At 68.9% G+C, this 19241-nt stretch carries 19 protein-coding genes; 7 read left to right on the top strand and 12 right to left on the bottom strand.

Going from position 1 to position 19241, the window contains the following annotated elements:
• Nucleotides 1–103: 103 nt before the first annotated feature.
• Nucleotides 104–2398 (bottom strand): NADP-dependent malic enzyme, encoded by a 2295-nt coding sequence (locus tag AC3WR5_RS08255; protein ID WP_492483404.1) that lies wholly within the window; start codon nucleotides 2396–2398, stop codon nucleotides 104–106.
• Nucleotides 2399–2601: 203 nt separating this feature from the next.
• On the opposite strand from AC3WR5_RS08255, the gene AC3WR5_RS08250 reads away from it, so the two are divergent.
• From AC3WR5_RS08250 to AC3WR5_RS08235, 4 genes are read left to right on the top strand one after another with little or no spacing between them, the layout of a single operon-like run.
• The gene (locus AC3WR5_RS08250; protein WP_231010312.1) at nucleotides 2602–4650 is read left to right on the top strand and encodes a sensor histidine kinase; all 2049 of its coding nucleotides are present in this window, start codon (nucleotides 2602–2604) and stop codon (nucleotides 4648–4650) included.
• A complete protein-coding gene (locus tag AC3WR5_RS08245) occupies nucleotides 4647–5306 on the top strand; it encodes a response regulator transcription factor (RefSeq protein WP_492483402.1) in 660 nt (219 codons plus the stop codon). Before AC3WR5_RS08250 ends, AC3WR5_RS08245 begins: the two co-directional genes overlap by 4 nt.
• A 37-nt stretch (nucleotides 5307–5343) precedes the next feature.
• Nucleotides 5344–6303, top strand: coding sequence for a thiamine-phosphate kinase (thiL, locus tag AC3WR5_RS08240; protein WP_492483584.1), 960 nt, complete (start codon nucleotides 5344–5346; stop codon nucleotides 6301–6303).
• The gene (locus AC3WR5_RS08235; protein ID WP_492483400.1) at nucleotides 6300–6932 is read left to right on the top strand and encodes a phosphatidylglycerophosphatase A family protein; all 633 of its coding nucleotides are present in this window, start codon (nucleotides 6300–6302) and stop codon (nucleotides 6930–6932) included. The genes thiL and AC3WR5_RS08235 overlap by 4 nt, the downstream gene beginning before the upstream one ends.
• Before the next feature lie 29 nt (nucleotides 6933–6961).
• On the opposite strand, the gene AC3WR5_RS08230 is transcribed toward AC3WR5_RS08235, so the two are convergent.
• Both AC3WR5_RS08230 and AC3WR5_RS08225 read right to left on the bottom strand, forming a co-directional pair.
• The gene (locus AC3WR5_RS08230; RefSeq protein ID WP_492483398.1) at nucleotides 6962–7258 is read right to left on the bottom strand and encodes a type II toxin-antitoxin system RelE/ParE family toxin; all 297 of its coding nucleotides are present in this window, start codon (nucleotides 7256–7258) and stop codon (nucleotides 6962–6964) included.
• The gene (locus tag AC3WR5_RS08225) at nucleotides 7255–7479 is read right to left on the bottom strand and encodes an addiction module protein (protein WP_492483396.1); all 225 of its coding nucleotides are present in this window, start codon (nucleotides 7477–7479) and stop codon (nucleotides 7255–7257) included. The genes AC3WR5_RS08230 and AC3WR5_RS08225 overlap by 4 nt, the downstream gene beginning before the upstream one ends.
• A 60-nt stretch (nucleotides 7480–7539) precedes the next feature.
• Here AC3WR5_RS08225 and AC3WR5_RS08220 point away from each other — a divergent pair, with 60 nt between their 5' ends.
• A complete protein-coding gene (locus AC3WR5_RS08220) occupies nucleotides 7540–8052 on the top strand; it encodes a CinA family protein (RefSeq protein ID WP_492483394.1) in 513 nt (170 codons plus the stop codon).
• On the opposite strand, the gene holA is transcribed toward AC3WR5_RS08220, so the two are convergent.
• The 3 genes from holA to leuS are packed head-to-tail and all read right to left on the bottom strand — an operon-like array spanning nucleotide 8049 to nucleotide 12451.
• Nucleotides 8049–9140, bottom strand: a complete 1092-nt coding sequence (holA, locus tag AC3WR5_RS08215) for a DNA polymerase III subunit delta (RefSeq protein WP_492483392.1) — start codon at nucleotides 9138–9140, stop codon at nucleotides 8049–8051. The two genes, AC3WR5_RS08220 and holA, sit on opposite strands and share 4 nt — an antisense overlap.
• A 10-nt stretch (nucleotides 9141–9150) precedes the next feature.
• Nucleotides 9151–9813, bottom strand: coding sequence for an LPS-assembly lipoprotein LptE (locus AC3WR5_RS08210; RefSeq protein ID WP_492483390.1), 663 nt, complete (start codon nucleotides 9811–9813; stop codon nucleotides 9151–9153).
• Nucleotides 9800–12451, bottom strand: coding sequence for a leucine--tRNA ligase (leuS, locus tag AC3WR5_RS08205; protein ID WP_492483388.1), 2652 nt, complete (start codon nucleotides 12449–12451; stop codon nucleotides 9800–9802). Before leuS ends, AC3WR5_RS08210 begins: the two co-directional genes overlap by 14 nt.
• An 88-nt stretch (nucleotides 12452–12539) precedes the next feature.
• Between leuS and AC3WR5_RS08200 the strand changes: the two genes are divergently transcribed.
• Nucleotides 12540–14528 carry a PEP/pyruvate-binding domain-containing protein gene (locus AC3WR5_RS08200; RefSeq protein WP_492483386.1) on the top strand — a complete coding sequence of 663 codons (1989 nt, stop codon included), beginning with the start codon at nucleotides 12540–12542 and terminating at the stop codon, nucleotides 14526–14528.
• Between the two features lie 6 nt (nucleotides 14529–14534).
• Here AC3WR5_RS08200 and AC3WR5_RS08195 read toward each other — a convergent pair whose 3' ends face one another.
• From AC3WR5_RS08195 to AC3WR5_RS08180, 4 genes are read right to left on the bottom strand one after another with little or no spacing between them, the layout of a single operon-like run.
• Nucleotides 14535–14981, bottom strand: coding sequence for an ExbD/TolR family protein (locus AC3WR5_RS08195; protein WP_141287746.1), 447 nt, complete (start codon nucleotides 14979–14981; stop codon nucleotides 14535–14537).
• Between the two features lie 22 nt (nucleotides 14982–15003).
• Nucleotides 15004–15651: a MotA/TolQ/ExbB proton channel family protein gene (locus AC3WR5_RS08190; protein WP_492483384.1), complete on the bottom strand. Its 648-nt coding sequence runs from the start codon at nucleotides 15649–15651 to the stop codon at nucleotides 15004–15006.
• A gap of 1 nt (nucleotide 15652) precedes the next feature.
• Nucleotides 15653–16468, bottom strand: a complete 816-nt coding sequence (gene dapB / locus AC3WR5_RS08185; protein ID WP_492483382.1) for a 4-hydroxy-tetrahydrodipicolinate reductase — start codon at nucleotides 16466–16468, stop codon at nucleotides 15653–15655.
• A complete protein-coding gene (locus AC3WR5_RS08180; RefSeq protein WP_492483380.1) occupies nucleotides 16465–17019 on the bottom strand; it encodes an outer membrane protein assembly factor BamE in 555 nt (184 codons plus the stop codon). The genes dapB and AC3WR5_RS08180 overlap by 4 nt, the downstream gene beginning before the upstream one ends.
• A gap of 176 nt (nucleotides 17020–17195) precedes the next feature.
• On the opposite strand from AC3WR5_RS08180, the gene fur reads away from it, so the two are divergent.
• Entirely contained in the window at nucleotides 17196–17678 is a 483-nt protein-coding gene (gene fur / locus AC3WR5_RS08175) for a ferric iron uptake transcriptional regulator (protein ID WP_141287744.1), read from the top strand.
• On the opposite strand, the gene hprK is transcribed toward fur, so the two are convergent.
• A complete protein-coding gene (gene hprK / locus AC3WR5_RS08170; RefSeq protein WP_141287743.1) occupies nucleotides 17632–18591 on the bottom strand; it encodes an HPr(Ser) kinase/phosphatase in 960 nt (319 codons plus the stop codon). The two genes, fur and hprK, sit on opposite strands and share 47 nt — an antisense overlap.
• Nucleotides 18588–19058, bottom strand: coding sequence for a PTS sugar transporter subunit IIA (locus tag AC3WR5_RS08165; RefSeq protein ID WP_141287742.1), 471 nt, complete (start codon nucleotides 19056–19058; stop codon nucleotides 18588–18590). The genes hprK and AC3WR5_RS08165 overlap by 4 nt, the downstream gene beginning before the upstream one ends.
• Between the last annotated feature and the right edge of the window lie 183 nt (nucleotides 19059–19241).

Below are 19241 nucleotides of genomic sequence, written 5' to 3'. Positions count from 1 at the left end.
CCACTGCCCGAAAAGCGTGCAGTGGACGGGTATTGAAGTAACCGCTTACTTGTTCTTCTGCCGCTGGCCTGGATGCGCGGTTTTGGTGCCGGTTGGTGGGCGCTCAGCGCCCGGCGTTGGCGTCCGCCACGGTCAGCGCGGTCATGTTGACGATGCGGCGAACCGTGGCCGAAGGCGTCAGGATGTGCACCGGCTTGGCCGCGCCCAGCAGCACCGGGCCGATGGCAATGCCACCGCCGGCGGCGGTCTTCAGCAGGTTGTAGCTGATGTTCGCGGCGTCGATGTTGGGCAGCACCAGCAGGTTGGCTTCGCCGGTGAGCGTGCTGCGCGGCATCAGCTCGGCGCGGTAAGCGGTGTCCAGCGCCACGTCGCCGTGCATCTCGCCATCGATCTCCAGCCAGGGCGCCTGGGCCTGCACCAGCGCCAGTGTGTCGCGCATCTTGATGGCGGACGGCTGGTTGCTGGAGCCGAAGTTCGAGTGCGAGAGCAGCGCGGCCTTGGGCTGGATGCCAAAGCGCAGCATTTCCTCGGCCGCCATGATGGTGATCTCGGCCAGCTGTTCGGCGGTCGGGTCGTAGTTGACGTGGGTGTCGACCAGGAACAGCTGGCGGTTCGGCAGCACCAGGCCGTTCATGCAGGCGTAGGTCTTGACGCCAGGGCGGCGGCCGATCACCTGCTCGATGTGGTTCAGGTGCAGTGCGGTCGAGCCCCAGGTGCCGCAGATCAGGCCGTCCACCTCGCCCTTGTGCAGCAGCATGCTGCTGATCAGCGTCAGGCGGCGGCGCATCTCGATCTTGGCCAGCTGCTCGGTCACGCCCTTGCGGTCCATCATCTGGTGATAGGTCTGCCAGAAGTCGCGGTAGCGGCGGTCGTCGTCGGTGTTGACGATCTCGTAGTCGCGGCCTTCTTCGAGGCGCAGGCCCAGCTTCTTGATGCGGGCTGTGATGATGTTCGGCCGGCCGACCAGCACCGGCCGCGCCAGGCCTTCGTCGACCACCACCTGCACCGCGCGCAGCACGCGCCGGTCCTCGGCTTCGGCGTAGGCCACACGGTTGGCCTTGGCCTTTTTCGCGACCGAGAAGATCGGCTTCATCATCGTGCCGGAGGCATAGACGAAGGTGTGCAGCTTCTCGCGGTAGGCCACCATGTCGGTGATGGGTCGGGTGGCCACGCCCGACAGTTGCGCCGCCTCCGCCACGGCGGGTGCGATCTGCGTCATCAGCCGCGGGTCGAAAGGCTTGGGGATCAGGTATTCCGGGCCGAAGCTGAGGTTGATGCCGGCGTAGGCTGCGGCGACCACGTCGTGCTGCTCGGCCTGGGCCAGCTCGGCGATCGCGCGCACCGCGGCGATTTCCATCTCGTCATTGATGGTGCTGGCGCCGCAGTCCAGCGCGCCGCGGAAGATGTACGGGAAGCACAGGACGTTGTTGACCTGGTTCGGGTAGTCGGTGCGGCCGGTGGCCATCACCGCATCGTCGCGCACCGCCTTGACCTCTTCGGGCATGATCTCCGGCGTCGGGTTGGCCAGCGCGAAGATCAGCGGCTTGGGGGCCATGGCGGCGACCATCGCCGGCTTGAGCACGCCGCCGGCCGACAGGCCCAGGAAGATGTCCGCGCCTTCGATGGCCTCCGACAAGTGGCGCTGCGAGGTTTCCTGCGCAAACTCGGCCTTGTCCGGGTCCATCAGCTCGACCCGGCCCTTGTAGACCACGCCGGCCAGGTCGGTCAGCCAGATGTTTTCCTTGGGCAGGCCCATCTTGACCAGCAGGCCGATGCAGGCCAGCGCCGCGGCGCCAGCGCCGGAGGACACCAGCTTGACCTGCTTGATGCTCTTGCCGACGACCTTCAGGCCGTTCAGCAGCGCCGCACCGACGACGATGGCCGTGCCGTGCTGGTCGTCATGGAAGACCGGAATCTTCATGCGCTCGCGCAGCTTGCGCTCGACGTAGAAGCAGTCCGGTGCCTTGATGTCTTCGAGGTTCACGCCGCCAAAGGTCGGCTCCAGCGCAGCAATCACGTCGACCAGCTTGTCCAGGTCGTTCTCGGCGATCTCCAGGTCGAAGACGTCGATGCCGGCGAACTTCTTGAACAGCACCCCCTTGCCTTCCATCACCGGCTTGGAAGCCAGCGGGCCGATGTTGCCCAGGCCCAGCACCGCAGTACCGTTGGACACCACCGCGACCAGGTTGCCGCGCGAGGTGTAGCGGAAGGCATTCGCCGGGTCTTCGACGATCTCTTCACAGGCGGCGGCCACGCCGGGCGAGTAGGCCAGCGCCAAGTCGTGCTGGTTGATCAGCTGCTTGGTGGCAGTGACAGCGATCTTGCCCGGCGTCGGGAACTCGTGATACTCCAGCGCCGCACGGCGCAGTTCGGCTTTTCGTTCTTCGGCTGTCGGCATCGCAAAGTGTCCTTTTCATTCCCAACCCCGGGGTCGGCGATTGTAGGAGCCGCAAGTGAACGGCGGGGCGGGGGCGCAGTGTGCGCGCGCCGGCGGGCATGGCGCATGCGAGGAACTGCTTACCGGGCGCCTCTGCCCAGCGCAGATACTTCGGCCCCGTTCCCTGCACGATCATGCGCCCGCGAGACCCCACGCCGATGAGGATGGACACCCCCGCCGACGCGCCCCGGCTGCGCCGCGGCATGCGCTGGCTGCTGTGGGGTGCGCTGGTGGTGCTGCTGCTGGTCGCGCAGTCGCTGCTGGTGATGCTGACGCTGCGCTACGAGGAAGCCCGAACCCAGGACGAGACCGATGCGGTCGCCACCTCGGCGGCCATCGAGATGCGGCGCGTGCTGCTGCGCAGCCAGCAAAGCGTGCAGTCGTTGCTGTGGAACGAGCCGGACGAGCGCCAGTGGCGGCTGGACGCCACCGAGATGCTGCGCCAGCGCCGCGAGGTGCTGCGGCTGGAGCGGCGCGACCTGGAGCTGCGCGTCCAGCTCGCACTGGACGGCAGGCCCGAGCTCTCGCTGTTCACCGTGATCGGCCGCAGCGAGCTGGAGGTCGAGCTGCAGGCTGCCTGCGCCACCGCCCGCCGCAGCAGCGCGCCGGCCTATTCGCGCTCGTACTTCGTGCCCCAGCCCAGCGGCCTCGGCCTGGAGGTGCTGGACCTGTGCATGCCGATCACGCAATCGGGCCACCTGGTCGGCTTCATGGTGGCCACGCTGGGTCTGGCAGCCATGCTGGACGACACGGTGCGCCAGGCCGAAGTCGGCCGGCACGAGCTGTCGCTGGTCGAGGCCGACGGCACGCGGCTGGTGCGTGCCGGGCCGATGCGCGGCGCCGGCATCTACCACGCCAGCCGGCTGGTCGATCTGCCCGGCAGCTCGCTGCAGCTGCGCGCCGATGCCGTGGCCGGCCGGCCTGGGCTGATCCCGAACCTGGCGATTGCGCTGGTGCTGGGCCTGTCGCTGGTGCTGCTGGGGCTGGTGGTGCTGCTGGTGCGCGACGTGCGCCGCCGCGGCCAGGTCGAGACCGCGCTGGCCGAGTCGCTGGCCTTCCGCCGGGCGATGGAGGATTCGCTGGTCACCGGCCTGCGCGCACGCGATGTGCAAGGCCGCGTCAGCTATGTGAACCCGGCCTTCAGCGAGATGGTGGGTTATGCGCCGGAAGAGTTGATCGGCCGCTTTCCGCCGCCTTACTGGCCACCCGAGCAGGTCGAGGAATACCTGCGGCGCCAGGACACCCGGCTGCAGCTGGGCGTGGACGGCGGCGGCGTGCACCGCGAGGGCTACGAAACCGTGTTCATGCGCCGCGGCGGCGAGCGTTTCCCGGTGATGATTTACGAGGCGCCGCTGCACGACCGGGTGGGCCACCATGTGGGCTGGATGGGGGCGATCCTGGACGTCAGCGGCGAGCGGCGCATGGAAGAGCTTTCGCGCCAGCAGCAGGACAGGCTGCAGGCCGCGGCGCGCTTGGCCACCGTCGGCGAAATGGCCTCGCTGCTGAGCCACGAGCTGAACCAGCCGCTGGCGGCGATTGCCAGCTACGCCACCGGCTCGCTGAACCTGATGGCCGAGCCCGAGCCGGACACGCTGGAGCTGGTGCGCCAGGCCATCGAACGCATTGCCGAGCAGGCCGAGCGGGCAGGGCGTGTCATCAAGAGCGTGCACGGCTTTGTGCGTCGGCGCGAGCAGTCGCGCGAGGTGGTGGCGGCGGACCAGTTGATAGAGGCCGTGCTGCCCTTGGTGCGCCTGCAGGCGCGCAAGAGCGGTACGCGCATCGAGCTGGACCTGCCCAAGCCGGTGCCCAGCGTGCAGGCCGATCGCACCATGGTCGAGCAGGTGCTGCTGAACCTGACGCGCAATGCGATCCAGGCCATGGAGACCGACCAGACGCCGCTGGCCCAGCGGGTGCTCACGCTGAAGGTGCGCCAGCACGAGCCGCGCTGGGTGCAGTTCAGCGTGGCCGATGCCGGACCCGGCATTGCGCCGGAAGTGGCGGCGCGGCTGTTCACGCCGTTTTTCACCACCCGCCAGGAAGGCATGGGCCTTGGCCTCTCGCTTTGCCGCACCGTCATCGAGCAACATGGCGGCACCTTGGACCATGGGCCGGCCAACAGCGAGGCCTCTCCCGCCGGCACGGAATTCCGGTTTACCCTTCCAGCGCCCGACAGCCCGCGCCGCAACGCGCCTTCTTCTGCCATGACGCCATGACGCCCACCTCGTCCCGCTTCGGCCTGCCCATGGTCTACCTCGTTGACGACGAGGACGTGGTGCGCGACGCCCTGGCTTGGCTGCTGCGCTCGCGCCGCCTGCTGTCCGAAGGTTTTGCCAGCGGCGAGGCCTTCGAGGAACTGCTGGACCAGCGCGGCGCGCACGCCGACCTGGCCGCCAACTGGCCGACTGCGCCGTCCTGCCTGGTGCTGGACGTGCGCATGCCCGGCATGAGCGGGCTGGCGCTGTTCGACCGGCTGGTCGAGCGTGGCCTGGCCCAGGTGCTGCCGGTGATCTTCCTGACCGGCCATGGCGACGTGCCGACCGCCGTTGCCGCCGTCAAGCGCGGTGCCTTCGATTTCGTCGAGAAGCCGTTCTCGGACAACGCGCTGGTCGACAGGGTCGAACACGCCTTGCAGGCCAGCGAAGTGGTGCTGCTGCAGCGCCTGGCCAAGCGCGAGGTGCAGCGCGCGCTGGCCGAGCTGACCGAGCGCGAGCGCGAGGTGATGCAGTTGGTGGTCGAAGGCCGGCCGAACAAGCTGATCGCCGACGCGCTGGACATCAGCGTGCGCACCGTCGAGGTCCACCGGGCACGCGTCTTCGAGAAGATGAACGTCAAATCCGCCGTCGAGCTGGCCAATCTTTTGCGCCCCTGATCCGGTGTTCCGCTGACCGACAATACCGCCCATGTCCCTGGGCGAATTCGAACTGATTGACCGCTTCTTCAAGCGCCCCGTGCAGCGCGCCGCGCTGGGCGTGGGCGACGATTGCGCGCTACTGCAGCCCACGCCCGGCATGCAGCTGGCGGTGTCGACCGACCTGCTGGTCGAGGGCCGGCATTTCCTGTCCACCGTGGACCCGGCGCGGCTGGGCCACAAGGCGCTGGCCGTCAACCTCAGCGACCTGGCCGCCTGCGGCGCCAAGCCACTGGGCTTCACGCTCAGCCTGGCGCTGCCGCGGGCCGACGAACGTTTCCTCGCGCCATTTGCGCAAGGCCTGCTGGCGCTGGCGGACCGGCACCAGATCGAGCTGGTCGGCGGCGACACCACGGCAGGCCCGCTGACCATCGGCATCACCGTGTTCGGCGAAGTGCCGCCCGGCCAGGCCTTGCTGCGCAGCGGCGCGCGGGTGGGGGACGGCATCTGGGTCAGCGGCTGGCCCGGCGAGGCGCGGCTGGCGCTGGAGGTCTTCCGCGGCACACTGGCGCTGTCCACCGAAGACTTTGCACGGGCCCGGCTGGCGATGGAATGCCCCGAGCCGCGCGTGGCGCTGGGGCTGGCGCTGCGTGGCGTCGTCACAGCGGCCATCGACGTCAGCGACGGCTTGCTGGGCGACCTGGGCCATGTGCTGCGCCGCTCGGGCGTGGGCGCCGAACTGGCGCTGGCCCGCATGCCGCGCCGCGCGCTGCTGGCCGGCCAGTCGCCAGCCGTGCAGCGCATGGCTTGGCTGACTGGCGGCGACGACTACGAGTTGCTGTTCTGCGCGCCCGAAGGCGCCGACGCGGCGCTGCAGGCGATTGCGACGCAAACCGGCGTGCCGCTGCACCGCATTGGCCAGGTCTTGCCCAAGGGTGCCGGGCTGCGTGTGCTGGACGAGCAAGGCTCGCCCATCGACCTGACGCAACTCGCCGGCTTCGATCACTTCAAGTCATGAACGAAGAGCCCACTGCCACCTCACCCGCTTCGATCAGCGACGCCCACGTCATCGCCGAGACGCCGCGGCCTGGCTTTGAGTCGGTGCACGCGGCCGATGCCGCCTTGCCGCCGCGTCGTGCGGGCGTGTGGCTGCTGCGCCGCTCGCCGCTGCACTGGATCTCGCTGGGCATGGGCAGCGGGCTGTCGCCGTTTGCGCCGGGCACGGTCGGCACGCTGTGGGCCTGGGCGGCCTTCCTGCTGCTGGACCCGATGCTCAGCGACGCGCTGGGCGAGGCCGGCTGGGGCTGGGTGCTGCTGGTCGGCTTTTTCGTCGGCTGGTGGGCCTGCACGCGCACCGCGCAGGCCATGCGCGTGGGCGACCCCGGCGCGGTCGTCTGGGACGAGGTGCTGGCCTTCTGGCTCATCCTCTGGCTGGTCACGCCCTCCAGCTTGGTCGTGCAACTGGCCGCCTTCCTGATCTTCCGCCTTTTTGACGCCGCCAAGCCCGGCCCGGTCGGCTGGGCCGACCGCCGCTACAAGGGCCAGCCCGGCACGCCGCCCGGCTGGCGCCAGGGTTTCGGCATCATTTTCGACGACCTGGTGGCGGCGCTCTGCACGCTGCTGGTGATGGCGCTCTGGCACGCATGACGGCCGCCGGAAGTCGCGCGCGGCGCAATTCAGCGATCACGCCAATATCCGGGTTCCCGCCTCTGGTGCGAAACGGCAAGCACGAACACGACCGCGCCTTCAATCTCATAGAAAACGGTGTACGGGAATCGTCGAAGCAAACAATGGTGCGTGCCATCGTCATCCTTCTTCCACTTCTCTGCCGAGTCCGCCAGCGCATCAATGCAGCCGAGCGCTTCGGTGCGAAATGCGTCAGCGGCAAGCGGATTGCGTTCGCGATACCACTGGAACGCACCCGCTATTTCAGCTTCTGCGTCGGGAAGAATGACGACTTCGAACTGACTCACAGTGCACGGAGTCGTGCCTTGGCTGCAGCCCAAGGAAGCGGAACGATGGTCCCATCCCGAAGCCCGGCACGCCGCCTGCGAATCTCCGCACGCCAAGCCTCAGAAATGCAGGCATCGTCGCTGCCTTCCAGGCTGTCAAGCAACGCAACAACCAGCGCGGACCGTTCGTCCGTCGGCAAGGACAAGGCTTCATCGAGAAGCTGGTCAACGCGAGCAGTCATGCGTCAAAGTCTAGCATCGGGCGCCATCTCAATGCCTGTGTCTGCGGCGCAACCCCAGTGATGGACACACTGCTCACCGACGCCGCCTCGCTGCAAGCCCGCCTGCCGGCGCTTGCCGACGCACTGCGCGCCCGCGGCTGGCGCATGGCCACGGCCGAGAGCTGCACCGGCGGCCTGATCGCCGCGCTGTGCACCAGCGTCGCTGGTTCCAGCGACTGGTTCGACCGCGGTTTCGTGACCTACAGCAACGAGGCCAAGACCGACCAGCTCGGCGTGCCGGCCGACCTGATTGCCTCGCACGGCGCCGTCAGCCAGGAAGTGGCTGAAGCGATGGCCCGCGGCGCGCTGGCACACAGCCGCGCGCAGATGGCGGTGGCCGTCACCGGCATTGCCGGGCCGGGCGGCGCAGTGCCGGGCAAGCCGGTGGGCACGGTGTGGCTGGCGCTGGCCTGGCAAGTCGGTGCTGTGGCGCAGGTTCACAGCGAGTTGCTGCAACTGCCAGGTGACCGCACGGCGGTGCGCTCGGCGACCGTCGCCTTGGCGCTGGCGCGCCTGGTCGAGCGCTCGGCTTAAGGCTGCAGCGCCATCGGCGCAGGCGCAGCCTGGCCGCGGCGGGGTGGCGGCTGCATCAGGTCCAGCATCATCAGCATCAGGCGGCGCAGGCCGTCCCAGGCTTCGGTGGGCCAGTCGGGGTGGCGCAGGCCTTTGACCAGGCCGTCGCAGATCGCGGCAGCCTGCACCAGCGCGGCGAGCTTCGTGTCATCCAGCTGCGGCAGCACGCGTTCGAAGGCGCGCTCCTTGTCGCCCCAGACCCGCGCTTCGCGCAGCGCCATCGGCAGCGGCTTGCCGCCGGCCATCGCGTCGCGGGCGCGCTTCATCGCGCGGATGTCCTCGGCCAGGTTCCAGTGCACCAGCACCGCGGCCTCGCCTTCGGCGCGCAGGCCGTCCAGCATGCGCAGCGCGCGCTCGGCCTGGCCGGCCAGCACGGCGGCACCGAGCTTGAAGACGTCGTAGCGGGCCACGTCCAGCACCGCGTCCTGGATCTGCTCGAAGCTGAGTTCGCCTTCGGGGTACAGCAGCGCGAGCTTCTGCAGTTCCTGGTGCGCGGCCAGCAGGTTGCCTTCGACCCTGTCGGCGAAAAACGCCAGCGCCTGCTCGCCCGCTTCACCGGCGGGCAGCGACTGGCCTTGCGCGCCCAGCCGGCGCGAGATCCATTGCGGCAGTTGGTTGCGCTCGATCGGGTCCAGCCGCACCGTCACCCCCGCCCTGTCCAGCGCCAGGAACCAGGCGCTTTGCTGCTGCTGGCGGTCCAGCCGCGGCAGGTGAACGATGGTGAACAGGCCTTCGCCCAGCCGGTCGCAATACTGCTGCAGCGCGACCGAGCCTTCCTTGCCGGGCTTGCCGGAAGGGATGCGGATCTCGATCAGCTGCTGGTCGGCAAACAAGCCCATGGACTGCGCGGCGCCCAGCAGGCTGCTCCAGTCGAAATGCGCGCCGCTGACGGTGAAGACCTGGCGCTCGGAGACGCCGGCTGCGCGGGCCGCCGCACGGATCGAATCGGCCGCTTCCTGCGCCAGCAGTGGCTCGTCGCCGTGCAGCGTGTAAAGCGGCTTCAGGCCACGCGAGAGCTGCGCTGCCAGGGCATCGGAGCGGACCTGCATCGCGGGGCCTTCAGCGTGCGGCCGAGGCCGGCGCGGACGCGGCAGCCGCGCCCCAGTTGCCGGCGGGCGCCGGCACGAAGGCCGGCTCGGGCGCCGATGCGGCCTCTGGTGCGGACGCCGCCGAAGCCGCTGGCGCCGGCAGCCGCGCCGCCAGCTCGGCCGAGGCCGACAGCATGCGCAGCAGCTGGCGCGCCATGTCGGCGTGCATGTCGTGCAGCAGCGTGGCCTCTTCGGTCTGCTTGGCCAGTGCCGCGGTTTCGGTGTAGCTCATGTCGCGGCTCTGTTCCAGCTCGGTGTCGCCGAGCAGCACCGTGCCGTCCGGCCGGGTGAGGCGGAACTTCAACAGCACGCGCAGCCGGAATTCACGCACCTGGCCGGCCGAGGTGGAGGCTGCGACGGTGCGTTCCAGCTTGTCCTCCATCGCCGCCAGCACCACCTGGGCCTGGGCCGTGCTGTCGACGATCTTGGTGCCGCTGGGCAGCGCCAGCCGCACGGCTTCTGGCATTTCGGAATGGCGCGCGAAGCCGGTCAGCGCAATGCGCTGGTAGGGCAGCTGCGGCGGCTGCCGCAGCTCGAAGCCACAACCAGCCAGCGACGCAGCGGCCAGCAGCGCCACGAGGGCGCCGCGGCGCGAAGACAGCAAGCGCGCGGCCACCCGCTCAGACCACCACATTGACGAGCCGGCCCGGCACCACGATCACCTTCTTCGGCGGCTTGCCTTCGGTGAACTTCTGCAGCTCCGGGTCGGAAAGCGCGGCCATCGCCGCGGCCTCGATCGCGGCCTTGTCCGCACTCGCCGGCACCTTCACCGCACCGCGCAGCTTGCCGTTGATCTGCAGCACCAGTTCCAGCTCGTCCTGCACCAGCGCAGCCTCGTCCACCGTGGGCCAAGGCGCGTCCAGCAGGTCACCCAGGCGGTCTGCGTAACCGAGCTGGGTCCACAGCGCGTGCGTGACATGCGGGCAGGCTGGGTACAGGCCGCGCAGCAGCACCGAGAAGCCTTCGCGCAGCACGGCGCTGTCGCCGGCGCTGCCGGTGGACTTGAAGCCCTCGAGCGCGTTCAGCAGCTTCATTGCGCCGGAGACCACGGTGTTGTATTGCATGCGCTCGTAGTCGTACGAGATCTGCTTGAGCACCAGGTGCACCTCGCGGCGCAGCGCCTTGGCGTCGGCCGACAGCTCGGCGGCGGTGTCGCCCGCGGCCTTCAGCGCGTCGGTGTTCTTGGCACCGAAGCCCCACACGCGCTTCAGGAAGCGGTGCGCGCCTTCCACGGCGGCGTCGTTCCACTCCAGCGTCTGCTCCGGCGGCGCGGCGAACATCACGAACAGGCGTGCGGTGTCGGCGCCGTAGCGGTCGATCAGGGTCTGCGGGTCGATGCCGTTGTTCTTGGACTTCGACATGGTCGTCATTTCGTACTCGACCGGCGAGCCGTCAGACTTCAGTTTGTAGCCTTCGACTGCACCCTTGTCGTTGAGCACGGTTTCGACGTCCTGCTCCCAGAAGTAGTTCTTGCCAGCGTCGGCCGGCTTCTGGAAATAGGCACCTTTGAGCACCATGCCCTGGGTCAGCAGGTTCTTGAACGGCTCGCCAAACTTGACCAGCTTCAGGTCGCGCATCACCTTGGTCCAGAAGCGCGCGTACAGCAGGTGCAGGATCGCGTGTTCGATGCCACCGATGTACTGGTCCATCGGCATCCAGTAGTCGGTGCCGGCGCCAACCATCTGCTGCTCGTTCGTCGGGTCGCAGTAGCGCATGAAGTACCACGACGAATCGACGAAGGTGTCCAGCGTGTCCGTCTCGCGGCGCGCAGGCTTGCCGCACTTCGGGCAGCCCACGTTCAGGAAGCCGGCGTGCTTGTTCAGCGGGTTGCCCGAGCCGTCCGGGATCAGGTCTTCCGGCAGAACGACCGGCAGGTCCTGCTCGGGCACCGGCACCACGCCGCAGTCATCGCAGTGGATGATGGGGATCGGCGTGCCCCAGAAGCGCTGGCGGCTGACACCCCAGTCGCGCAGGCGCCAGGTGGTCTTCTTTTCGCCCAGACCCTTGGCGCCGACGAGTTCCGCGACCTTGCTGACGGCCGCCTTCTGGCCCAGGCCGTCCAGCTCACCCGAGTTCACGCAGACGCACTTCTGCTTGTCGCCATACCAGTCGGCCCAGGCCTCGGTGGAGAAGGTCTCGCCTTCGACGGCCACCACCTGCTGGATCGCGATGCCGTACTTCTTCGCGAACGCGAAGTCGCGCTCGTCATGTGCCGGCACGCCCATCACCGCGCCGTCGCCATAGCTCATCAGCACGTAGTTGCCGACCCACACCGGCACTTGCGCGCCGGTGAGAGGGTGGGTGACGAGCAGCGCGGTCTTCACGCCCTTCTTTTCCTGCGTGGCCAGCTCGGCTTCGGTCGTGCCGCCCTGCGCGCATTCGGCAATGAAGGCGGCCACTTCGGGCTGGCTGGCGGCGGCGTGCGCGGCCAGCGGGTGCTCCGGCGCCACGGCGCAGAAGGTCACGCCCATGATGGTGTCGGCGCGGGTCGTGAACACGAACAGCTTGCCGCCCTGGATCAGCCCGCCGTCCGCGCTGGCGATCTCGTGCGGGAACGCGAAGCGCACGCCTTCGCTCTTGCCGATCCAGTTTTCCTGCATCAGCCGCACACGCTCGGGCCAGCCGCTGAGGTACTCGGGGTCGCTCGGGTCGGTCACGGCCGACAGCAGTTCCTCGGCGTACTTGGTGATGTTCAGGTAGTAGCCCGGGATCTCGCGCTTTTCCACCGGCGCGCCGGAGCGCCAGCCGTGGCCGTCGATCACCTGCTCGTTGGCGAGCACGGTCATGTCCACCGGGTCCCAGTTGACGATCTGCGTGCGGCGCTCGCAGATGCCCGCTTCGAGCATCTTCAGGAACAGCCACTGGTTCCACTTGTAGTACGAGGGCTGGCAGGTGGCGACCTCGCGCGACCAGTCGATCGCCAGGCCCATGGCCTGCATCTGCAGCTTCATGTGCGCGATGTTGTCGTAGGTCCACTTGGCCGGCGGCACCTTGTTCTTGATCGCGGCGTTCTCGGCCGGCAGGCCGAAGGCGTCCCAGCCCATGGGCATCAGCACGTTCATGCCCTTCATGCGCAGCTGGCGCGTGAGCATGTCGTTGATCGTGTAGTTGCGCACATGGCCCATGTGCAGCTTGCCCGAGGGATAGGGCAGCATCGAGCAGGCGTAGAACTTGGGCTTGTTCTGGTCTTCGCTCACGCGGTAGGCGTCGTTCGCGTGCCAGTGCGCCTGGGCGGCCGACTCGACTTCGGCGGGGACGTATTTCTCGTTCATCGGCAAATTATCGCGCGTGGCTGGCCGCCGGGCCTTTTGGCATCATGCGCGCCAACAAGGGAGAGGACCGCCACCGGCGGGCACACGCATGCAGCAGTACATCCACCGAGCGCTGGCCGCCACCGCGCTGGGGCTGGCCACGGCCGCCAGCGCCCAGCTGGCCGAAAAGCCCAGCGGCTACCAGGCAGGCCGCGCCGCGGCGCCATCAAGTCCAGCAAGCGCGGTGCCTGCCGGCTGGCTGCCCCGGCTGGCCAGCCGCCAGGAACTGGACCGCCTGGCGCGGGTGTACGACGCAGGCACCGCGCTGGCGCTGCCCCACGTGCTGTTCATGATCGACCGCGCCAACGGCGAGCAGGTGATGTTCCTGGACAGCCGCCGCTTCGCGCTGCATGAGCAGTTCCTGCGCGCGCGCGACGGCGCAGCGGCGTGGCCGCATGCCGCCGTGGCGCAGAACTACCGCTCGCCGCAGCGCCGCTACCTGATGGGCACGCTGAGCTGGCAGGCCGCAGCCGGTGCCTGGGCCTACGAGTTCTGGGAGGGCGATCCGCTGTCGCCCGCATTGCTTCGCCTGGCCGACCAGCGGCTGCGCGCCGCATTTTTTGCGCCGCTGCGTTTCAAGCCGACCTCGTCGGTCCAGCAAGCGCTGGCCGAGGGCCTGCAGCCCGGGCTGGACCAGCCGCTGCTGAGCCAGGCGGCCGTGATCGCCAAACAGGGCTTTCTGCCGCTGAACCCGGGCAGCGCGGTTGGCCGTCTGCGGGTGCGCGACGACCCGGACGCGACAGACGACCTGCAGCGTGGCGACATCGCGCTGCTCGGCACGCTGCCGCAGAACCTGCCACCGGTGGCAGGCGTGCTGACGCTGCAGCCTTCCACCGCGCTGTCGCACGTCAACCTGCTGGCGCGCGGCTGGGGCATTCCGAATGCGTGGTCGCGGGACGCCGAACGCTGGCGCGCGCTGGACGGGCAATGGGTGCGGCTCACGGTGGCCCGCACCGGCGTGACGCTGGTGCCGGCCAGCGAGGCCGAAGTGGCAAAGGCGCAAGCCCGGCCGCTGGTGGCCAAGGTGAAGAACTGGCCGCAGCCGGACCTGGCGGGCAGCGCGCTCGCGCCGCTCACCGAACTGCGCCGGGCCGACAGTCGCCGCTGCGGCAGCAAGGCCGCCAACCTGGGCGAACTCACGGCCGCGCTGCGTCAGGGCCAGCTGCCCGGCGCCGCGCCGGTGCCTTCGGGCTTCTGCATCCCGTTTGCCAGCTTCGCCGCCTTCATGGCCCAGCCGGCGGCGCGCGCCGCGCTGGCCGAGGCGGTGGGCACGCCAGACTTTGCGCTCGACCGCCAGGTGCGGGCGCAGGCGCTGGCGAAGCTGCGCGAGGCGCTGGTCGCGCTGCCGCTGCCGGAGGTCGAGGTACAGCGCTGGCACGAAGCCCGCGCGCGCTGGGTCCCTGGCGGCCGCGGCGTGTTCGTGCGCAGCTCCTCCAACTCCGAGGACCTGCCCGGCTTCAGCGGCGCCGGGCTCTACACCACGGTGCCCAACGTGGCCGACGACGATGCAAAGCTTGCCGAGGCGGTGAAGACGGTCTGGGCCTCGGTCTACAACACCGAGGCCTGGGAGGCGCGGCGCGCGGCTGGCGTGCCGCACGACAAGGTGGTGATGGGCGTGCTGGTGCAGCAGGCGGTGGACGCACAGGCGGCCGGCGTGATGACCACCGCCAATCCCTTCGACGTGGGGCAGCCCGGCATGAGCTTCATCACCGCCAAGCGCGGCCTGGGTATTCGGGTGGTGGACGGGCTGCGCCAGGCCGAGCAGGTGCTCTACCACCGGCGCAGCGACAGCATCCAGGTGCTCAGCCGCACCGAAGACCCGGTGGCGCTGCTGCTGGACCCGCAGGGCGGTGTGCGCGAAGCCCCGGCCGAGCCTGGCCGCGCGGTGCTGAGCGACGCGCTGGTGCGGCAGCTGGCGCGGGTGGGCGAGGCGGTGCAGCGGCGCCTGGGGCCGGCACCGCAGGACATCGAATGGGCCATCGACCCGGCCGGGCAGGTGGTGCTGCTGCAGTCGCGCCCACTGGTGACACGGCGCTGAGCCGGTTCAGGGTGCGGCAGTGGTGCCTGCGGGCTTGGCTGGCGGGCCGGCGGTGATGAAGCCAATGTGGCTCAGGCCGGCGTCCTGCAGCAGGCCGATCAGCTCGGCCACGCGGCCATAGGGCACTTTCTCGTCGGCGCGCAGCTGCACTTCGGTATTCGGATCCTGCTGCGAGGCCTGGCGGGCGCGCAGCGTCAGCTGGGCGTCGTTGACCTGCTCGTCGTCCAGGTGCAACTGGCCGTCGATGCTGATGGCCACCGAGAGGAATACCGGGTTGTCGCCGGGCGACGCGCCTTCGGCCTTGGGCAGGTCCAGCTTCAGGCTGCTGGCCATCAGCGGGGCGGTGATCATGAAGATCACCAGCAGCACCAGCATCACGTCGATCAGCGGCGTCATGTTGATGTCCGCCATCGGCTGCGGCGGGCGGGTGCGTTCCAGGCGTCCGAAGGCCATGGCGCTGTTCTCGGGTGCGGGCTCAGCGGCCCGTCAGCACGAGGTCGCGCAGGTCGTGCGCGAAGCCTTCGAGCTCGGCTTCCAGTGCGCCCAGCCACTTGCCGAACAGGTTGTAGGCGAGCACCGCAGGAATGGCGACGGCCAGGCCGGCGGCGGTCATGATCAGCGCCTCGCCGACCGGGCCGGCGACCTTGTCGATCGACAGGCTGCCGGCGGTGGAGATGCCCAGCAGCGCGTGGTAGATGCCCCAGACGGTGCCGAACAGGCCGATGAAGGGCGAGGTGGCCCCCACCGAGGCCAGGAACACCTGGCCGCTCTGCAGCCGGCCCAGGCCTTCGTGCAGCGCGTCGCGCAGGCGGCGGGTCAGCTGGGCTTCGGCGCTGGCGCTGCCCTGCAGCGTGCCGGCCATGGGCTGCGCGGCGGCCGCGTCCACCATGCCCAGCAGCACCTGTTCGCGGTCCAACTGGGCCACACGTTCGCGGCCGTCCTTCAGGTTCGGTGCCTGCCAGAAGGCGGCGACGCTGTCGCGCTGGCCGCGCAGCGCGCGGCGCAGCAGCCAGGTCTTCCAGACGATCAGCACCCAGGCGCCAACCGACATGGCCAGCAGCAGCAGGGCCACCGTGCGGCCGATGCCGTCGCTGCCCGCCCAGAAGTCGCTCAAGCCGTTCATCTCAGGACAATCCCAGCACGTCGTTCATGTCGAACAGGCCACTGGCCTTGCCGGCCAGGAAGCGCGCGGCGCGCAGGCTGCCCTGCGCATACGTCACGCGGCTCGAGCTCTTGTGCGTGATCTCGATGCGCTCGCCGATGCCGGCGAACAGCACGGTGTGGTCGCCGACGATGTCGCCACCGCGCACGGTGGCAAAGCCGATGGTGCTGGGGGCGCGCGCGCCGGTGACGCCTTCGCGGCCGTAGACGGCACATTCCTTCAGGTCGCGGCCGACGGCCTTGGCGACGACTTCGCCCATCGCCAGCGCGGTGCCGCTGGGCGCGTCGACCTTGTGGCGGTGGTGGGCCTCGATGATCTCGATGTCGTAGCCCTGGTTCAGCGCCTTGGCGGCCTGGGCCAGCAGCTGCATCACGACGTTGACGCCCACGCTCATGTTGGGCGCCATCATGATGGCGATGCGCTGCGCGGCGGCACCGATTCGGGCCTTTTGTTCCGGCTCGAAACCGGTCGTGCCAATGACCATCTTCACGCCCAGGCGCTCGCATTCGGCCAGGTGGGCCAGCGTGCCTTCGGGGCGGGTGAAGTCGATCAGCACCTGCGCGTTGGCCAGGCCCTCGGCCAGGCTGGCCGTGATCTTGACGCCGCTGGCCTGGCCCAGCCAGGCGGTGGCGTCGCTGCCCAGCGCAGGGCTGCCTTCGCGGTCCAGCGCGCCGGCCAGCACGCAGTCGTCAGCGGCCTGCACCGCCTCGATCAGCATGCGGCCCATGCGGCCGCTGGCACCGGCAATGGCGATGCGCAAGGGGCCGGCGGCACTCACAGCGTCTCCAGCGGCGGGTAGGTGCGGGTCGGACCGGTGGGGGCTGCGGCGGTGCTGGCGGCTGCGGCGGGCGGCAGCGGCAGGGCGGCGCGTTCCTCGTCGGTCAGCATCAGCTTGCGTTCCTTGCTCGGATCGGCCTTGTAGCGCGTGATGGACGCGACGAACTCGCGTTCTGACGGCAGGTCGGGCGGCGCGTCGACGGTCTTGACCGTGTCCTTTTCGAAGCGGATCACGACCGAGCGCTTCTGCGCTTCGGTACCGGGGCGGCGCAGCGTGAACACATAGTCCCAACGGTCGCCGTGGAAGGGGTCGGCCAGCAGCGGCGAGCCGAGGATGTCGCGCACATCGTTGCGGCTGCGGCCCGGCTTGATCTGGGCGATCTGCTCCGAGGTCACCACGTTGCCCTGGACGATTTCCACGCGGTAGGGCGTGATCACGCTGGTGATGCCCTCGCTCATGGTGCGCGAGACGTAGGCACAACCGCCCAGCAGGCTGGCCGCCATCAGCGCGGCCGCGACCGCAACGGGTCGAACAGAACTCAGCAAAGGCATACGGCGAATCGCCCTGCGGGCGGCGATGGAGCGAAAAAGAAACCGCGCGACACGAGGCGAAGGCGGCCGAAATGGCTTGCCTGTCGCTTGAGGCGGACAGGCTGGCTATGATTGGACGATTCTAGGGCAACGCCAAACAAGTCTCACCAAGCCTCGCGGGGCCAGGGATTGACACCATGAGCAACCAGGTAGACGAACTCAAGAGCAGCGGCTTGAAGGCCACGCTGCCGCGCATCCGCATTCTGGAGGTCTTCCAGAAGACCCAGCAGCGGCACATGACGGCGGAAGACGTGTTCAAGGCCTTGATGAACGAGGGTGCGGACATCGGCCTGGCGACGGTCTACCGTGTGCTGATGCAGTTCGAGCAGGCCGGCATCCTGGCGCGCAGCCATTTCGAGTCGGGCAAGTCGGTCTTCGAGCTCAACGAGGGCAACCACCACGACCACCTGGTGTGCCTGAGCTGCGGCCGGGTCGAGGAGTTCTTCGACCCAGAGATCGAGTCGCGCCAGCGCGCCGTGGCGCAATCACGCGGCTTTGCGCTGCAGGACCATGCGCTGGCGCTGTACGCCACCTGCGTGAAAACCGATTGTGAACACCGCCCGGCAGGCGGCGTCAAACATCCGAGCCCGAACTCATGGCAGCCTGGTGGCGGGCGATGAATTCCTGGTAGGTGTCAATGCCGCGCAGCTGCAGGATGGTGTTGCGCACCGCGGCTTCCACCAGCACCGCCAGGTTGCGGCCAGCGTCCACCGCAATGACCACCTTGCGGATGGGGATCTCGAGGATGTCCTCGTGCAAAGGTTCGTAAGGCAGGCGCTCGAACTCGCGCTCCATGGTTTCCTTGCGGACCAGGTGCACGATCAGCTTCAGGCGCATCTTGCGCCGCACCGCCGTCTCGCCAAAGATGGCCTTGATGTCCAGCAGGCCGATGCCGCGCACCTCCAGCAGGTTCATCAGCAGTTCCGGGCAGCGGCCCTCCAGCGTGGCCTGCGAGATGCGGAACAGGTCCACCGCGTCGTCGGCCACCAGGCCGTGGCCGCGTGAGATCAGCTCCAGCCCGAGTTCGCTCTTGCCCAGGCCGGATTCACCGGTCAGCAGCACGCCCAGTCCCAGGATGTCCATGAACACGCCGTGGCGCGTGGTCCGGTCGGCCATCAGCTGGCTCAGGTAGGCGCGCACCACGTCGATCACATGGCCGGCCGAATGGCTGGTGGTGAACAGTGGGATCTCGGCCCGGTCGCACATGGCCACCAGCCGGTCCGGCGGGCGCTGGCCGTCGGCCACGATGATGACCGGCGGCTCCAGCGTGACGATGCGCTGGATGCGGCGCTCCTGGATCTCCGGCGCTGCGGCCTCGCCCAGGTAGTCGACCTCGCGGCGGCCGACCAGTTGCACCCGGTAAGGGTGGATGTAGTTCAGGTAGCCGACCAGGTCGGCGGCCGAGCGGGCGTCGCGCACCGCGGCTTCGTCGAAGCGGCGCTCGGGGTGGGCATGGCCGGCGATCCACTCCCAGCGCAGCGCCGGCTGGTGCTCCTCAAACAGCGCTTCGGCGCTGATCGAAATGGCTTTCACGCCACCGACTTCAGCGGTTCCCAGCCTTCGATCAGGCGGTGCACGGCGGCTGCGTCGGGTTCGCTCTTGAGCTTGTCGCGCAGTTCGCGGTCGGACAGCAGCTCGGCAATCTCGGAGAGGATCTCCAGGTGGCGCTGGGTGGCCGCCTCGGGCACCAGCAGGAAGATCAGCAGGCTGACGGGCTCGTCGTCCGGTGCGTCGAACGGGATGGGCTGCTGCACGCGCAGCACCGCCGCTAGCGGGTTTTTCAGGCCCTTGACACGGCCGTGCGGCACCGCCACGCCATGCCCCAGGCCGGTCGAGCCCAGGCGTTCGCGGGCGAACAGGTTGTCGGTGACCGTGGCCCGGGCAATTGCATGCTGGTTCTCGAACAGCAGGCCGGCGTGCTCGAACGCGCGCTTTTTGCTGGTGGCGTCCACACCCACCAGCACATTGGCGGCGGGCAGGATGGCGGCAAGGCGGTTCATGAAGAATGTTCTCCGACTACGGTCACAACTGGAGCGGCAGGCTGTTCAAGCGTGCGGGCGGGGAGCGGATTATAGAAATCGACAGCCTCACCATGAACTTGAACGAAGCCTGAATCAAGTGGTTGACGGAAGGGGTGCTGCGTTGCAGCAACAGTTCACGATTTCGCAGGTGTAACAGTCTCG

It is taken from the genome of Ideonella sp. FW305-24 (assembly GCF_058788035.1).
This window is presented reverse-complemented; position numbering and strand designations above follow the sequence as displayed.

Bases quoted from the DNA above. Each gene is read 5' to 3' on its own strand.
- AC3WR5_RS08255 (WP_492483404.1), bottom strand. From the start codon at position 2,398: ATGCCGACAGCCGAAGAACGAAAAGCCGAACTGCGCCGTGCGGCGCTG.
- AC3WR5_RS08250 (WP_231010312.1), top strand. From the start codon at position 2,602: ATGGACACCCCCGCCGACGCGCCCCGGCTGCGCCGCGGCATGCGCTGG.
- AC3WR5_RS08245 (WP_492483402.1), top strand. From the start codon at position 4,647: ATGACGCCCACCTCGTCCCGCTTCGGCCTGCCCATGGTCTACCTCGTT.
- AC3WR5_RS08235 (WP_492483400.1), top strand. From the start codon at position 6,300: ATGAACGAAGAGCCCACTGCCACCTCACCCGCTTCGATCAGCGACGCC.
- AC3WR5_RS08225 (WP_492483396.1), bottom strand. From the start codon at position 7,479: ATGACTGCTCGCGTTGACCAGCTTCTCGATGAAGCCTTGTCCTTGCCG.
- AC3WR5_RS08220 (WP_492483394.1), top strand. From the start codon at position 7,540: ATGGACACACTGCTCACCGACGCCGCCTCGCTGCAAGCCCGCCTGCCG.
- holA (WP_492483392.1), bottom strand. From the start codon at position 9,140: ATGCAGGTCCGCTCCGATGCCCTGGCAGCGCAGCTCTCGCGTGGCCTG.
- AC3WR5_RS08210 (WP_492483390.1), bottom strand. From the start codon at position 9,813: ATGTGGTGGTCTGAGCGGGTGGCCGCGCGCTTGCTGTCTTCGCGCCGC.
- leuS (WP_492483388.1), bottom strand. From the start codon at position 12,451: ATGAACGAGAAATACGTCCCCGCCGAAGTCGAGTCGGCCGCCCAGGCG.
- AC3WR5_RS08200 (WP_492483386.1), top strand. From the start codon at position 12,540: ATGCAGCAGTACATCCACCGAGCGCTGGCCGCCACCGCGCTGGGGCTG.
- AC3WR5_RS08195 (WP_141287746.1), bottom strand. From the start codon at position 14,981: ATGGCCTTCGGACGCCTGGAACGCACCCGCCCGCCGCAGCCGATGGCG.
- AC3WR5_RS08190 (WP_492483384.1), bottom strand. From the start codon at position 15,651: ATGAACGGCTTGAGCGACTTCTGGGCGGGCAGCGACGGCATCGGCCGC.
- AC3WR5_RS08180 (WP_492483380.1), bottom strand. From the start codon at position 17,019: ATGCCTTTGCTGAGTTCTGTTCGACCCGTTGCGGTCGCGGCCGCGCTG.
- fur (WP_141287744.1), top strand. From the start codon at position 17,196: ATGAGCAACCAGGTAGACGAACTCAAGAGCAGCGGCTTGAAGGCCACG.
- AC3WR5_RS08165 (WP_141287742.1), bottom strand. From the start codon at position 19,058: ATGAACCGCCTTGCCGCCATCCTGCCCGCCGCCAATGTGCTGGTGGGT.